General features: G+C 64.3%; 13 protein-coding genes. 3 read left to right on the forward strand and 10 right to left on the reverse strand.

What is annotated here, in order from left to right; genetic code table 11:
* The first annotated feature begins 11 nt into the window (after positions 1-11).
* Positions 12-1,202, forward strand: a complete 1,191-nt coding sequence (locus tag SADO_RS05730) for an amino acid aminotransferase (protein WP_353109946.1) — start codon at positions 12-14, stop codon at positions 1,200-1,202.
* Positions 1,203-1,339: 137 nt separating this feature from the next.
* Here SADO_RS05730 and SADO_RS05735 read toward each other — a convergent pair whose 3' ends face one another.
* The 4 genes from SADO_RS05735 to SADO_RS05750 all read right to left on the reverse strand — a co-directional run bounded on the left by SADO_RS05735 (position 1,340) and on the right by SADO_RS05750 (position 6,037).
* Positions 1,340-2,842: a flavin-containing monooxygenase gene (locus SADO_RS05735; RefSeq protein ID WP_353109947.1), complete on the reverse strand. Its 1,503-nt coding sequence runs from the start codon at positions 2,840-2,842 to the stop codon at positions 1,340-1,342.
* A gap of 83 nt (positions 2,843-2,925) precedes the next feature.
* Complete coding sequence (locus SADO_RS05740; RefSeq protein WP_353110088.1) at positions 2,926-4,197, reverse strand: uracil-xanthine permease family protein; 1,272 nt, start codon at positions 4,195-4,197, stop codon at positions 2,926-2,928.
* A gap of 86 nt (positions 4,198-4,283) precedes the next feature.
* Complete coding sequence (upp, locus tag SADO_RS05745; protein WP_353109948.1) at positions 4,284-4,916, reverse strand: uracil phosphoribosyltransferase; 633 nt, start codon at positions 4,914-4,916, stop codon at positions 4,284-4,286.
* A gap of 131 nt (positions 4,917-5,047) precedes the next feature.
* The gene (locus tag SADO_RS05750) at positions 5,048-6,037 is read right to left on the reverse strand and encodes a LysR substrate-binding domain-containing protein (protein WP_353109950.1); all 990 of its coding nucleotides are present in this window, start codon (positions 6,035-6,037) and stop codon (positions 5,048-5,050) included.
* A 55-nt stretch (positions 6,038-6,092) separates the two neighbouring features.
* Here SADO_RS05750 and SADO_RS05755 point away from each other — a divergent pair, with 55 nt between their 5' ends.
* Entirely contained in the window at positions 6,093-7,052 is a 960-nt protein-coding gene (locus SADO_RS05755) for a DMT family transporter (RefSeq protein WP_353109952.1), read from the forward strand.
* 824 nt (positions 7,053-7,876) lie between these two features.
* Here the strand turns inward: SADO_RS05755 and SADO_RS05760 are convergent.
* From SADO_RS05760 to fdhD, 5 genes are all read right to left on the reverse strand, one after another.
* A complete protein-coding gene (locus SADO_RS05760) occupies positions 7,877-8,767 on the reverse strand; it encodes a metal-dependent hydrolase (protein WP_353109954.1) in 891 nt (296 codons plus the stop codon).
* A gap of 178 nt (positions 8,768-8,945) precedes the next feature.
* The gene (locus SADO_RS05765; protein WP_353109955.1) at positions 8,946-11,135 is read right to left on the reverse strand and encodes a TRAP transporter permease; all 2,190 of its coding nucleotides are present in this window, start codon (positions 11,133-11,135) and stop codon (positions 8,946-8,948) included.
* Positions 11,132-11,665 (reverse strand): DUF1850 domain-containing protein, encoded by a 534-nt coding sequence (locus SADO_RS05770; RefSeq protein WP_353109957.1) that lies wholly within the window; start codon positions 11,663-11,665, stop codon positions 11,132-11,134. Before SADO_RS05770 ends, SADO_RS05765 begins: the two co-directional genes overlap by 4 nt.
* A 15-nt stretch (positions 11,666-11,680) precedes the next feature.
* Positions 11,681-12,784, reverse strand: coding sequence for a TAXI family TRAP transporter solute-binding subunit (locus SADO_RS05775; RefSeq protein ID WP_353109959.1), 1,104 nt, complete (start codon positions 12,782-12,784; stop codon positions 11,681-11,683).
* 148 nt (positions 12,785-12,932) lie between these two features.
* Positions 12,933-13,778 (reverse strand): formate dehydrogenase accessory sulfurtransferase FdhD, encoded by an 846-nt coding sequence (gene fdhD / locus SADO_RS05780; RefSeq protein ID WP_353109961.1) that lies wholly within the window; start codon positions 13,776-13,778, stop codon positions 12,933-12,935.
* Positions 13,779-13,942: 164 nt separating this feature from the next.
* Here fdhD and SADO_RS05785 point away from each other — a divergent pair, with 164 nt between their 5' ends.
* Positions 13,943-14,890, forward strand: coding sequence for an AEC family transporter (locus SADO_RS05785; RefSeq protein ID WP_353109962.1), 948 nt, complete (start codon positions 13,943-13,945; stop codon positions 14,888-14,890).
* 23 nt (positions 14,891-14,913) lie between these two features.
* Here SADO_RS05785 and SADO_RS05790 read toward each other — a convergent pair whose 3' ends face one another.
* Positions 14,914-15,417 (reverse strand): helical membrane plugin domain-containing protein, encoded by a 504-nt coding sequence (locus tag SADO_RS05790; protein ID WP_353109963.1) that lies wholly within the window; start codon positions 15,415-15,417, stop codon positions 14,914-14,916.

The raw sequence follows: 15,417 nt of genomic DNA on the forward strand, positions 1-15,417 counted from the left end.
AATGCGACAGGATGTTCGAATCGATTGAGCGAGTCCCCGGCGATGCCATTCTCGGGCTGATCGAAGCCTTCAAGAACGACAGCAACCCGGACAAGGTCGACCTCGGCGTCGGCGTCTACCGCGACGAAGCCGGCATCACGCCGGTGATGCGCGCGGTCAAGGAAGCCGAAAAGCTGCTCATCGAGACCGAAAAGACCAAGGCCTATATCGGCTCCCACGGCGACCCGGAATACGGCGCCGACGTGCTCGAGACAGTGTTCGGCGCCGACAGCGAAGTGCTGGCCGCCAATCGCGCGAGCGCGACCCAGTCGCCGGGCGGTACCGGCGCGCTGCGTCTGGCCGCGGACTTCATCAAGTCCAACCTGCCGGGCAAATCGATCTGGCTGTCCAACCCGACCTGGCCGAACCACTTGGGCGTATTCGGCGCAGCCGGCCTCAACATCGAGAAGTACCCGTACGTCGATGCCGACAACCGGCTCGACTTCGACGGCATGCTCGCCGCGCTCAAGCAGATTCCGGAAGGCGATGTCGTGCTGTTGCATGCCTGCTGCCACAACCCGACCGGGTTCGACCTGTCCAAGGACCAGTGGCAACAGGTGCTGGCCGTGGTCCAGGAGCGCAGCCTGCTGCCGCTGGTCGACTTCGCCTACCAGGGCTTCGGTGACGGCCTCGACGAGGACGCCTACGGCGTGCGCCTGCTGGCCAACACGCTCGATGAGATGATCATCACCCAGTCCTGCTCCAAGAACTTCGGCATCTATCGCGAACGCACCGGCTGCTTCATTGCGGTCGCCAAGGACGCCGACGACATGGAAGACGTGCGCTCGCAGCTGGCGATCACCGCGCGCGAGAACTACTCCAACCCGCCCGGTCACGGCAGCGCCATCGTGGCGACCATCTTCAACTCGGATGAGCTGACCGCCATGTGGCGCGAGGAACTCGACGAGATGCGTGGCCGCATCAACGGCCTGCGCAGCGACTTCGTGAAAGGCCTCGCGCCGCACGGCCTCGACCAGCGCTTCGCCCATGTCGCCGAGCAGCGCGGCATGTTCTCGTTCACCGGCCTGACCCCCGATCATGTGGCTCAGCTGCGCGACAAGCACAGCATCTACATGGTCAAGTCCGGCCGCGCTAACGTCGCCGGCCTGAACAGCGCCAACCTCGACTATGTCTGCAACGCGATTGCCGATGTCGTGAAATAAGCCGGGCGCCGCGCCCGCATGTCGGTGCGCGGACTCCCATCGGCATCATGAAAAAGGCCCGCCCCTGCGAAAGGGAGCGGGCCTTTTTATTGCACGGCACCACGGCACAGCGAGAAGCCGTGCCCACTCCAACGAGGCTAGCGCGCCACCTCGTACTCGCCGAGCTTGAAACGACGCATGGACAACGCGTACTCGGTCGCCAACCCCGGAAACAGCGTGTGGTTCTCGCCGTGCGCGTCGAGATACCAGCTCTGGCAGCCCGAGGTCCACGAGGTGTAGCGCATGCGGTTCTGCAGCTTCTCGTGATAGCGGCGCATCACCTTCGGCTTGACCGCGATCGCGGTGAGATCCTTGTTCAACAGGGTACGGATCGCTTCGGTGATATAGCGCGCCTGCGCCTCGGTATAAATCAGAACCGAGGTATGGCCCGGCCCGGTGTTGGGCCCGAGCATGAAGAACCAGTTGGGCACGCCGGCCGTGGCCACACCCTTGTAGGCCTTGCCACCCGGCCCGGCCCACTTGTCGGCCAGCGCTTCACCGTTCTGACCCAGGATCGGAAACGGCGGCTCGGCGATATTCACCTTGAAGCCGGTCGCGGTGATCACGACATCCGCTTCGATCTCTCGCCCGTCGGCCAGCCGCACGCCGTTGGCCGTGAAGCGATCGAAGCCTTCGGTCTCGACCGTCACGTTGTCGCGGGTGAGCGCCGGATAGTAGTTGCTGGCAAACAGCACGCGCTTGCAGCCGATCTCGTAGTCCGGCGTGAGCTTGTCCCTTAGTACCGGATCTTTAACCGCCGACCGCATGTTCCAGAGCGCGAGCTTCTTCATGCCGGTAGCCAGCGGCGAGTCCAGAATGACCGCCGGGCCGACCAGCCCTTCCGTGATCGTCAGGATCGCGCGCCGGAATGCGGTCTGCGCGAACGGAATGCGACGAAAGGTCGCCTTCATGGCTTCCGGCAGCGCCTTGTCGGCCTTGGGCAGCACATAGGGCGCACTGCGCTGGATGACGGTCAACTGGGCGACATCCGGCGCAATCGAAGGAATGACCTGGATGCCACTCGCGCCGGTGCCGATGATCACGACTTTCTTGTCGTGCAGATCCACTTCGTGATTCCAGCGGGCGGTATGCATGATCGCGCCGCTGAATTCGTCCATGCCGGCAAATTTGGGCGTGGACGGTTCCACGAGCCCGCCGACCGCCGACACCACGGCGCGGGCGGTGTAAAAATCGCCGCCCTCGGTGCGCAGGCGCCAGACACCGCGTTCGTCATCGAACTCGGCGCTCGCGATACCGACGCCGAAACGCAGGTGTTCGTGCAGGCCGTATTTTTCGGCGCAGCGCTGGATATAGGCCTGGATCTCGGCCGAGCCGGAATAGGTCGTCGACCAGTCCGGGTTCTGCTCGAAGGAGTAGGAATACAGATGCGAAGGCACGTCGCAGGCACAGCCTGGATAGGTGTTATCCCGCCAGGTGCCGCCGACGTCGTCTGCCCGTTCGAGAATGATGAAATCGGTGATTTCCTGCTCGCGCAGGCGGATACCGGCATTGATGCCCGAAAAACCTGCGCCAATGACGATCACATCGTGGTCAACGGCCTCGCGATTGGCCTCGGACGTACGGGCGGACTGCTGCGGCATGAAACCCTCCAGTCGGTTGCAACGCCGCAGTTAATACCGTTACATCGCACGCTGTCAATATTGGCAGCGGCGATCATCCGAGCCTAGTTCGAGGCGCGCGTCCTCGGCAGCACGAGATTCAGTGCCACGCCGAGCACGCCTGCAAGCGCTATCCCCTCGAGCGTGAACTCGCCGGCCGAGAAGCTCAGGCCGCCCACGCCGGTAACGAGAATGATGCCGACCACCGCCAGATTGCGCGGCTCGGTGAGTTCCTCGCCGGACTTGGCCAGGCTGTTCAGACCCACAACGATAATTGCGCCGAACAGCAGCACGATGATGCCGCCCATTACCGGGGTGGGAATGCTCGCCAGCAGCGCGCCGAGCTTGCCGACAAAGGCGAATACGATCGCGAACCCGGCGGCCCAGGTCATCAGCGCCGGGTTGTAGGCCTTGGTGAGCGTGACCGCGCCGGTGACTTCCGAATAGGTGGTGTTCGGCGGCCCGCCGAGCGCGGCAGCCACCGAGGTGGCGAGGCCATCGCCTAGCATGGTCCGATCGATGCCCGGGTCTTTCAGGTAATCGCGCCCGGTCACCGACCGGATGGCGACCACATCGCCGAAATGCTCGATCGCGGGGGCAATCGCCACCGGGATCATGAACAGCACGGCCTGCCAGTTCCATTCCGGCGCCACGAAGTTCGGCACCGCAAACCACGGCGCTTCGGCCACCGGCGCAAAGTCGACAAGGCCAAACGGCAGGCTCGCGATATACCCTGCCATCACGCCACAGATGATCGGCACCAGCGACAGGAAACCGCGTGCCAGCAGCGACACTGCCACGGTCACGGCCAGCGCGATGAAGGACACGAGCATCGCCGGTCCGGACGCCACGAGCTGGGCCTCGCCGTTACCGTCGAGGCCCATGGCCAGGTTCACCGCGACCGGGGCCAGCACAAGGCCGATCACCATGATCACCGGCCCGGTCACGATCGTGGGCAGCAGCCGGGTGACCACGCCCACGCCGCGCAGGCGGATGACCAGGCTCAACAACATGTACACCACGCCCGCGGCCATCAGCCCGCAGAGCGTGCCTGGGATACCCCAGGTCTCGACGCCATAGATGATCGGCGCGATGAAAGCGAACGACGACGCCAGAAACACGGGCACGCGGCCACGGGTGACCATCTGGAAAATCAGCGTACCGACACCAGCCGTGAACAGCGCCACGTTGGGGTCCAGGCCCGTGAGCAACGGCACCAGCACCAGCGAGCCAAAGGCCACGAACAGCATCTGCGCGCCGAGCAGGCCGTCGCGGGCACGAAAACGGTAGGCGCTGGCCTCGGCGTCGGGCCGTGCGTCGAACTCACCCGTCGACATATTGTTACTTCCCATCAAAAGTCCGGCTCAAAAGACCGAACTGGCGAGACACGCAGAAAACGGGCCAATAGCCCGCTGCTGCATCGCTATTTGGTGCCGTACATCCGGTCGCCGGCGTCGCCCAGTCCGGGGCGGATATAGCCATGTTCGTCCAGGCGCTCGTCGATGGCCGCGGTAAACACCGGCACGTCCGGGTGCGCCTCGCGCAGGGCCTTCACGCCTTCCGGCGCGGCCAGCAGGCAAAGGAACTTCATGTTCTTTGCGCCCTGCTTCTTGAGATGCGTGATCGCGGCGATCGCCGAATTGCCCGTAGCGAGCATCGGATCGACCACGATCACTCGCCGCTCCTCGATGTCCTGCGGTACCTTGCAGTAGTACTCGACTGCCTGCAGCGATTCCGGATCGCGGAACATGCCGATATGGCCGACACGCGCCGAGGGCATCAGCTCGACCATGCCTTCCAGCAGGCCGTTACCCGCGCGCAGGATCGACACGAAGCACAGCTTCTTGCCGGCCAGGGTCGGCGCGTCCATTTCCTGCAGGGGCGTTTCGATCGTCTCGGTGGTGAGCTCGAGATCGCGGGTGATCTCGTAGGTCAGCAGATGGGCAACCTCGCGCAGCAGGCTGCGGAACTTCTGGGTCGACGAGTTCTTGCGCCGCATCAAGGTCAATTTGTGCGCGATCAGCGGATGATTGATGACGGTGACGTTGTCGTCCATTGGGCAGCTTCCTCGTACAACAGCAGCGATATCGGTGCGAACGCGCGCATTAGACCTTATCCAGCGCGCGATCTGAACCCTAGTTTGTGCGCCACCGATCGCAAGCGCGGCAGAAACGCACCGAGCCGGCATCACCGCTGAGCGTCATCCTCGCGAAAACGGGCGGCCTGCGCGACCAGCCAGTCGGCAAACGCGGCGGCCACGGGCGGCGCCTCGCCGCGTGCCGGCATCAGCAGATCGTAGGAAAACGGCGACACCAGCGCGAAGCGATCGCCAAACGGGCGCACCAGCACACCGCTGGCCAACCGATCCGCGGCGAGCACGCTCGAAGTCAGCGCCACGCCGCGCCCGGCGATCGCCTGATCCAGTGCCAGCCCGAACAACGAATAACGCCGATGCACGGGCACGGCCACCTCGGGTGCGCCGGCGGCATCCAGCCAGGCTCGCCAGCCTGGAAACAACTCCGCCTGGTTCGACAGCCAGGTCACATGCAGCAACGTGTGGTGCGCCAGATCCGCGGGCGTGTCGAGCGGCGGCCCCTGCTCCAGCAGCGCCGGCGAACACACGGGAAAAAGCGTTTCGCTCATCAGTTGCCGGCTGTGCACGCCCGGCCATGGACCCTGCCCGTAGCGGATGGTCAGCTGCGCGCGGTCGGCACGCCAGGCAGGTTCGACCAGATTCGCGCTGGCTTCGAGCGCAAGATCCACACCCGGGTGGCTGGCCTCGAAATCGACCAGGCGCGGCAACAGCCAATGCTGGATAAGCGAAGGCGATGCGCTGACCGTCAACGGCAGCGCCGTCGGCGAAACAGTGCGGGCCGCTTCCACGCTGCGTGAGAGCGCAGCAAAGGCATCGCCCGCCTCCTCGGCCAACAGTGCACCGCGTACGGTCAGGCTGACGCCATGCGGATGACGGATGAACAGCGCGGTGCCCAGCACCGTTTCCAACTGCTTGACGTGGCGGCTGATCGCGCCCGGCGTCACATGCAGCTCACCGGCCGCGGCCTTAAAGCTTTCATGGCGCGCCGCGAACACAAAGGCACGCAAGGCGTTGAGAGGCAGCCGCTCGACCACGAGTGTTGAGTTTTCCTGAGCCTGGGTCGCCAGTTTAATGGTTTGCACAGCTTTGTGCCCGGTGCTTTGCTGTGCGCCTATTCTCTAGGCCGACCGCATTCCCATGAGCACGCGCGCAGACACTCTCAAACCCGCCTATCCGCAGGCAACGCGACGTGCGCTCGATATGCAGGGCAGCCTGCTAATGCTTGTGTTCTGCCTGGCGCTTGGCCTGCAGCAGGTCGCAATCAAATGGGTGGCTGCGGATATCGCGCCGCTGGCGCAGATTGCGATTCGCTCAACGCTGGCCGCGTTTCTGGTCATGGGCGTGGCCTATGCGCGCGGCGTGCGGCTGGCCGATGCGCGCGCCGTATTCTGGCCCGGGGTGGCTGTGGGGCTGGGTTTCGCCAGCGAGTTCTGCTTCGTAGCGCTCGGGCTGGGCTATACCACGGCCTCCCATATGTCGGTGTTCCTCTATACCGCGCCGGTCTTCGCCGCGCTCGGCTTGCATTTTCTCGTGCCCGGCGAGCAACTGGGCCTGCGTCACTGGGTCGGTATCGCGATCGCCTTCATCGGTATAATTCTCGCTATGGCGCCGACCGGCGAAAGCGCCGGCGGGCCGGCGGTGTCGTCGCTGATCATCGGCGATATTCTCGGCACGATGGCCGGCATGGGCTGGGCCGCCACCACCGTCGTCATCCGCACCACGAAGCTGTCGGAACAGCCTCCGACGCTGACGTTGTCCTATCAGCTGGTGATCGCGGGGCTGTTGCTGTTGCCGTTCGCAGCGCTGATGGGCGACCTGTCGGATATCAACGTCACCGGCCCCGTACTCGCCAGCATGACCTTCCAGACGCTCGGCATTGCCTTCGCGGTTCTGCTGCTGTGGTTCGCGCTGCTGCGGCGCTACCTCGCCTCGCGGCTGGGCGTGTTCTCGTTCCTGTCGCCGGTGTTCGGCGTACTGTTCGGCGCCCTGCTACTCGGCGAGGCGCTGACCTGGAACTTCATTGTGGGCGGTGTGGCGATCATCAGTGGCGTGATCGTGGTGAGTGCGCCTGCGAAACGGCGTGCGCCGGTGCGATAGCGCTCGAACTCCGAGGTGAGCCACCCTGCTTCGGCAATCCAGACTCTGCGGTTCAAGGCCTCCGGCCTTACCCCACTCACGAGTTAGTCGAACCTTTTATTTCGCACTGCTGTGCGACTCACTTTCTTTTGCTTGTCCAAAAGAAAGTAAGCAAAGAAAAAGACACCCAGCACGGCGCCGGCTACGCCGGTGGCACTCCGATGCTCGCGGCGAAGGGATGCGGCCAGAACTCGGATCGCGTTGGCGATCCTCAGACAGCTGGCCGCACCGGCGCAGTGCGCCGGGCACCCTTCGCCACTGCGCGTCTCCGTCGCCGTGCAAAGGGGGCAATAGAGGCAGTACAGCCGTACCCCAAGCCCTAGAAACTGCAGAGTTGAAGTTAGGGCGGTTGCCCGTAACCCTGAAGAATCACGCCTTGGGCTAACCCGGCCTACGTAGATCGGGACACTTAAGCGAGCAAAAGCGAGCTTTCTGTATTGGGGCCCCTTGGGCGTAGCGCCGAGCAGTGGAGACCGAAAGCGGAAGCAGACAGCCGGATGTCTGAGCGAAGCGAGTTTCCGGCTGGCCCGCTTTCGGCCGGAGCCGCGCGGGGTATCGGCGCGTAGCGCCGACGCAAGACGGGGTGTCTTTTGTTTTGGTGCCTTTTATTTGGACAAACAAATAAAAGACACTCGCGCAGCAGCGCGAAACCCCAAGCCGACCAGACCGTTCCCGTTGATTCAGGCGCTCCCGGATAGGGCCTCATTCTTATTCGCCCAAGATTGCGACTGAAGATGATCCTGGAAGCAATGGACACGGCCCGAGCCTAACCCGAGTTATCGTCGCTAATGCTTAGTGGCATAAGCGCCCTCGGTCTTCTCGACCAGCTCGTCGATCATCTTCAGATGATGGCTGTTGTTCTGCTGCCAGGGATGAAAACCATAGCGAAAGTACGACGCCCACTCGGGAAGCTGCCGGCGTAGCACGCCGGGGCGACCGAACAGCGTGTTGAACACGCGCAGATGGCCACGCCAACCCTCTTTCCTGCATTCGTCGCTGGCCTGGGTCATGCGGTAATAGAAATACGCCACCAGCGGCCAGAAGATCGTTGTCGCGGCCACCATGCCGGCGGCGCGCTCGGCATAGGCGATCGGACCGCGGCCCACGCAACGATCGTAGACATCGAAGGCGACCGACTTGTGCTCGATCTCTTCGAGCGCATGCCACTGCCACATGCGCGTGTAGTCTTCCTGCGAGCCGACGATGGCGTCCGGGTTATCGAGGATCGAGTTGCCCATGAGCGCCGTGAAGTGCTCGAGCGCGATCGTGGCCGACAGCGGGAACGAGCGCGGCGTGCGCTTCTTGATGGAGCCCAGAAACGACCAGACGAAGGCGTCCAGCTGCTCGGCCGGCAGGCCCTGGCGCGTCATGAGATCGTTGTATTCCTTGTGTTCGCGGCTGTGGATCGCCTCCTGGCCGATGAATGCCGTGGCGGCCTTTTTCAGGTCCGGGTCCGGGATCTCTTCGCGGTAATCGCGCACGGCATCGATGAACATGCGCTCGCCGGCGGGAAAGAACAGCGACAGCGCATTCATGAACTGGGTCATGTGCGCGCCGAGCTTGTGCCAGTCGTGGATACGGTCTTCGGGCGGCAGAAAATGCAGGTCGCGGCGTTCGGGCACCACATCGGGCTTGCCGTCGTCGGTGTGCTTGATCTGTTCTGCAGGTGTGGCCATGGCTCCTCCGAGATCAAAGGTTCGAGATCATCGATATCGAGCTTTAGAAAATCCTCCGTTTCACATGCAGAGTCAACTCCGCAATTCCACGGAGCATCTCTATCCGGCCACCTGCTGCGCCTTCATGGATCACTGCGAACCAATAGCCCACCTGGGCTCCGGCGCGCCGCGAAAAAACCTAGGCGCTCCGTGCCGGAGCCGAGCGGGCCTTGCCGCCCCCGCCCATCGCAAACAGCACCACCGCAACCAGCGCGCCGACCCCATCGCTGATCCAGCCCGGATAAATGAGCGCCAAGGCGCCCGCGAGCGCAAGCAGACGCCATCCGGTAGCCAGTTCGCGGCGCAGATAGCCTTCCACCGCGACCGCGAGAAGCAGTACGCCGACGATGCCGGTCGCGGCCACGGTGGCGACATTCAACCAGGTCGCATCGATCATCAGCATGCTGTGCGCGAACACGAACATGTACGGCACCACGAAGCCCGCGATCGCCAGCTTCATGGCCTGCACGCCGGTCGCGTTCGGCGAGCCGCCGGAAATGCCCGCGCTGGCATAGGCCGCGAGCGCGACGGGCGGCGTGAGATTGGCGAAGATGCCGAAATAGAACACGAACATATGGGCCACGAAGATGGCCGTTTCGTTGGACCCGGCCAGTTCGCGGAACAACGGCAGGTTGAGCAGGATCGGCGCGGCCATGGTCGAGGTGATGATGTAGCAGGGGATACTGGGCAGCCCCATGCCGAGCACGATCGACGCACCCATGGTCAGCGCCAGCGTGACCAACAGCCGCAGCATCTCGGAGGGGATCGCCTGGCCGAGGCTGACCACCGCATCCGCCGCATCGAGCGCGATGCCGGTCAGCGTCGCGATGCCCACGACGATGCCCACCGCCGCACAGGCGATCGCGACCGGGATCGAGTTGCGCACGCCTTCGGTCATGGCATCGCGACAGTCGGCGATATCCATCACTTCGGCCTGTAGACCCAGGCTCGTGCGGATCGCATTGATCGCGACCGGCAGCGCAATGATCGCGAACAGCCAGAGCCGATCCGGGGGCAGCCCCGGTAACGTGCGGCCGTCGACGAGCGCCCAGATCTGCGGCTCGAACACGAGCGCGATCAGAACGAGCGTCAGCCCCACGACCACCCGGCGCGTGCCGCAGATCAGCACCGTCGCGGCCACCGACCAGAAGGCCGCAAAAAACGGCGCCCGGCCGTCGAAGATCAGCCACAGCAATATCACCATCGGCAGCAGCAGATGGCCGCGCTCCAGCAACACGGACTTGAGCGGCGTCAGCTCGGAGCGCGGAATGCCTTCCAGCCCGTTGCGCAGCGCGCGCAGATGCACCTGGAACAGAATGCCGAGATAGAACAGCAGCGCCGGAATGATGCCGGCGAGCATGATCTGGGTGTAGGGCACGCCCAGCACCTCGGCCATGATGAAGGCCGCCGCGCCCATGATCGGCGGCAGGATCTGGCCACCCACGCTGGCCGCGGCCTCGACCGCACCCGCGAAATTGGCCTTGTAGCCGGTGCGCTTCATCAGCGGAATCGTGAACGCGCCGGTCGTAACCACGTTCGCGATCGCCGAGCCGTTGATCGAACCCAGAAACCCACTCGCGACCACGGCCACCTTGGCCGGCCCGCCTCGGCTGGGCCCGGCAAGCGCCAGCGCCAGATCGTTGAACAGCCGCCCCAGCCCGGACTTGACCAGGAAGGCGCCGAACAGAATGAACAGGATGATATAGCTCGCCGAGACCGCGATCGCCGTACCGAGCAGGCCTTCAGTTATGTAGACCAGATGCGACACGATCTGGCGCGTCGTCGCCAGCACGATATCGCCGTTGAGCTCCGGGTAGAACGACAGCTTGGCGTAGAAGCCGTACGCCACGAACAGTACCGCCAGCCCCGGCAGCCCCCAGCCGGTCACGCGACGCGCCGCGTCGATAACCAAAGCGAGCGCGACCAGCCCGACGATCATGTCGAGCGTATTGATGCGCCCGGCCGACGCGATCACCCGGTCGGCCGCGAACACCATATAGACGCCGATCGCGAACGCCAGAACGGCGCAGATCACGTCGCCCCAGGCCACCCGCTCGCGTGAACCGCGCATCGCCCACGGGTAGATGATGAAAGTCAGCCCGAGCAGCACATAGAGATGGATGCTGCGCTGGACCACGTCGACCAGCGGCCCCGAGAACGACGTATACAGATGAAACAGCGCGAGCATCACGCTCACAACGACGACGAACTGTGTCACCCGCCTGGGCAGCGAATGACGCACCCGGCTTTCGACGTCGTATTTTTCCAGGGTTTCCGGGTCGACGATTTCCGGTTCGGCCGGCTCGGCGTGGCGGGTATCGGAACTCATGGCAATCCTGCTGCAGGGGCGCGCCAGGCGCGTACGACACCACCGATCATGGCGACCAGCGGCGCACGAATCACGGCAAAGCGCAGTATGGGCGCTGCCGACTCAGTGGAAAGAGCAAACCAGCGGCTATTGCCACGGCGCATTCGATAATTTTCGGCGGCCGCGGCCTGCACGGCGTACGGATCGACCACGCGATCGATACCGTCCATCACCACCCAGCCGTTTTCGAGGGTGGTGCGACGCCCGACCTGCGCCGGCACGCCGGCACCGAAAGTCTTGAAGCGGGTCTCGACCAGCACGATCGCGCCATCGCGAATGCTGAAAGTCTCGATCCAGTCTTCCTGTTCGACCGAATGCCGCCAGGCCAGCGAAAACCGCGCGCCCTCGTCGACGACGAAGGCATAGCGCAGCCCGGCCGCGTCGCGCACCACCAGCCAGCTCGACGGCCACAGGCCGGTCGCGATGACGACCACCACGACCAGCGCTGCACCACCGATGACCGCCCGCCCGCGGCGCACACGCGTCAGCACGCAGCGCCCGCGGGGCTAGCCGGCGTCGCTGCTTTCGGCCTCGTTTTCTTCAGACATGCTGTCGCCAGAGGCATCGCCCTCGTCGCCGGCGCTGTCGCCCGAACCGGAAAGCGAGTCGTAGAACGCCTGCGCACCGGAAGCGACAGGCACCACGACATCCTCGCCCATGCGATCGCGATCGAACTGCTTGAGCGCGCCGACCGAGACCTTGTCGGTGCCCAGGTATTCGTAGAAGCGCTTGGCCAGATCCCGGCTCACGTCCTCGGACATCGACTCCGGTGCGATCAGCAGATTGCGGATCGCCACGGTGTTCACCGCCGTGTCGAGGTCATAGCGTTCGGGCGCGCCGGACGGAATCTCGTACTTCTCGTAGTACGGATAGGTTTCGAGAAGTTTGTTCGCGGTCTCGCCATCGACGTTGACGAAAGTCACATCGGTGTTCTGCATCAGCCCCGTGATGCTGGAGTTCGGCACGCCGGAGGTGAAAAACGCCGCGTCGAGATTGCCGTTGCTCATCTCGGTAACGCTGTCCGCATAGCCGGTATGGCTCACGCGCGCGAGATCGTCATAGGTCATACCGCCGGCTTCGAGCACCTTCTTGGCGCTCTGCTCCACGCCGGAGCCGACCTTGCCTACACCGATGCGCTTGCCTTTCATGTCCGCCACGCTCTCGATACCGCTATCTGCGGTCGCCACGATCTGGACCACGTTGGGGTAGATCCCGGCGATGGACTTGATCTTGGCCTTCTGGCCTTCGAACTGCCCCTTGCCATTGACCGCATCGAAGGCGACATCGCTCATCACTAGCGCCAGCTGGTTGGTGCCGTCCTCGATATTGTTGATGTTCTGTACCGAAGCGCCCGTGGACACGACCTGTACGCCGGCGACCAGGTCGCTGTCCTCGAACACGCGCTTGAGCGCGCCGCCGATCGGGTAATAGCTGCCGGACGTGCCGCCGGTGCCGAAGATCAGGTTGACCGGCTCGCTCTTGCCTTCGGCCGAGCTTTGGGCATCCACTTCGCCGTTGTCGTCGCCATTGCCACAGCCGGCGAGCAGCAAGCCCGCGCCCGCGATGGTCGCCACCCAGAGACTGGCTTTGCTCGCCTTGTTCCTGGCCATGTGTTCACCTCTTTGCTTGATAACTCGAAGCCGCGCGCACGCTGGCGTAATCGCCAGAAATACCAGAGCTTTGCGTAGTCCATCAATGCGGCGATGGTGGCAGGGCCTTGCAGCGACGCGCTCGCACACGGATTTGGCGGTCGGGCGATCAGTCCACCGTGCCAGCCAGCCGCTCGCCGTGGGTATAGACATTGAATCGATCGCCGCGCAGAAACCCCACCAGCGTGACGCCGAACTGCTCGGCCAGCGCTACGGCATAGCTGCTCGGCGCAGACACCGCACAGACGATCGGCACGCCCCCCATGATGCTTTTCTGCAGCAGCTCGTAGCTGGCGCGCCCGGACAACATGACGATGCGGTCGGACAGCGGCAGCCGATCCTCGAGCAGCGCGGCCCCGATCAGCTTGTCGAGCGCGTTGTGGCGGCCGACGTCCTCGCGGATAGACAGCAGCGTGCCGCTGGCGTCGAACAGCCCGGCCGCGTGCAGGCCGCCGGTGGATTCGAACACGCCCTGATCGGCGCGCATGCGGTCGGGCAACGACAGCAGCAGTTCGGGCGTGACCTGTGCCGGGCCGGCTTGTGTAGCGGCGTCACGGCCTGGCGTGGGCGGCGAGAAACTCGGCTTGCCGCAGACGCCGCAGGCGCTCGTCGCCAGCGTGTTGCGCTCGACCCTATCCAGGCGACCACGCGCCTCTGGCTTGAGCATCAGCCGTATCACGTCGTCCTCGCCCGGCGCCGGGCGCAGATAGACGATGTCGTCGCGCGAGCGGATCACGCCCTCGCCGTGCATCAGGCCCGCGGTGAGTTCGGCATCCGCGCCGGGGGTACGCATGGTGATCAGCGGGTCGGCGCCGGCGACATGGATCTCGAGCGCGCGCTCGACCGCGAGCGTGTCGTCACGCGCCGTGAAACCGTCGCGCCCGTAGGCGTGGATACGCACGATCTCGCGCGGGCGTGCGCCTGTCGGCTCGGCGTCGTCTTCAGCTGATGTCATGTTGTCACGGTAACCGATCGCTCAAGCACGCGGCGGTTGCATAAAGGCGGCCCGCACGAACCTGTGTATTCTGCACGCGCATCGCGGCCCGTACCGGGCATCCCGGCCGTTTTTCGGCACGTCGGTTGCAGGGCCTTGTCATCCATCCACGCGCAATCTCGTTCATGGATCTTTTCGCTGTCTTTCTGCAGACCCTCAACGTCACCCTGCCGGTGTTCTCGATGGTGTTCCTCGGCATCGGGCTGAAGAAAGCCGGCTGGATCGACGACCGCTTTATCGAGACGGCATCCACGCTGGTGTTCAAGGGCAGCATGCCGACACTGGTGTTCATCAGCATCGTGAAGGCCGATCTGTCGCAGGCATTGCTGCCGGGGCTGATGGCCTTCTTCACGGTGGCTACATTCGCCTGTTTCGGTCTGACGTGGCTATGGGCGATCTGGCGCGTGGAGCGCATCGAACGCGGCGTCTATGTGCAGGGCGCGTTTCGCGGCAACTGCGGCATCGTGGGGCTGGCGCTGGCGGCCAGCATGTACGGCGATTTCGGCCTGTCGGCCGGCGGCATCCTCGTGGGCCTCGTCATCCTGCTCTACAACACGCTGTCGGTGCTGATCCTGACCTGGTATCAGCCGGACCAGCAGGCCGACTGGCGTAGCATCAGCCGCGGCATCGTCACCAACCCGCTGATCATCGGCACCGTGGTCGCGATTCCGGTGGCCGCCATCGGCCTGCCGATCCCGCAATGGCTGATGACCTCCGGCGAGTATTTCGCCCGCCTCACCCTGCCACTTGCGCTGATCTGTATTGGCGGCACGTTGTCGCTGGGCGCGCTCTATCAGGCCCGCGGCATCGCCTTTTCCGCCTCGCTGATCAAGATGGTGATCTTCCCTGCCGCCGCCACGCTGGCGGCCTGGGCATGCGGCTTCGAGGGTCGGCAACTCGGCCTGCTCTACCTGTTCTTTGCCACGCCATCGGCCGCGGCCAGTTTCATAATGGTCCAGGCCATGGGCGGCAACGCGCGGTTGGCGGCCAATATCGTCGCCGTGACCACGCTGGCGGCCAGCGCCACCATCACGGCCGGCGTATTCACGCTGACAGCACTGGGCGTGATCTGAACCCAGCCGCGGCGCGCGCGGCCTCAGCTCTTTTCGCTGTCCGACTTGTCTTCGCTCTGCTGACGTCGCTGGGCTTCGGAGTACGCTTTCGCGCCCGCAATCAGCGGCGACAACGTGGCCCAGAGTTCCTTGTCGTGCAGCAGCTTGAACACGCCGGTCACGCCGGGCGGGTTGTAGGGCGTGTCTTCGGTCGCGGGCTGGCCGGCCTTGGCCAGCCCGGCGTTGGCGGCGTCGAAAGTGCGTTCGAGCTGGTCCGGATCGATCTTGCCGAGCTGCTTGGCAACCACCAGCAGATTGCGCATGCCGGCATGGCCTTCGGGCGTGTTCATGCCTTCGACGGCGATATTGGATATCTGCGGGAAGGCACCGGCGAAATTCTTGAGCCAGCGGATCATGCCCGAGTCGTAGAGCTCGTCTAGCAAGCCGTTGATCTCGGCGACCCGACCTTCGAGACGCTCGAATTCGTCGAGCGTTTCCTCGCGGAACCGCTTGGCCTCGGCGGGCCGATAATGAATCTGTTCTGCCAT

Origin of the sequence: Salinisphaera dokdonensis CL-ES53 (assembly GCF_040361215.1) — a bacterium.
In the GTDB taxonomy this organism is placed as follows: Bacteria; Pseudomonadota; Gammaproteobacteria; order Nevskiales; family Salinisphaeraceae; genus Salinisphaera; species Salinisphaera dokdonensis.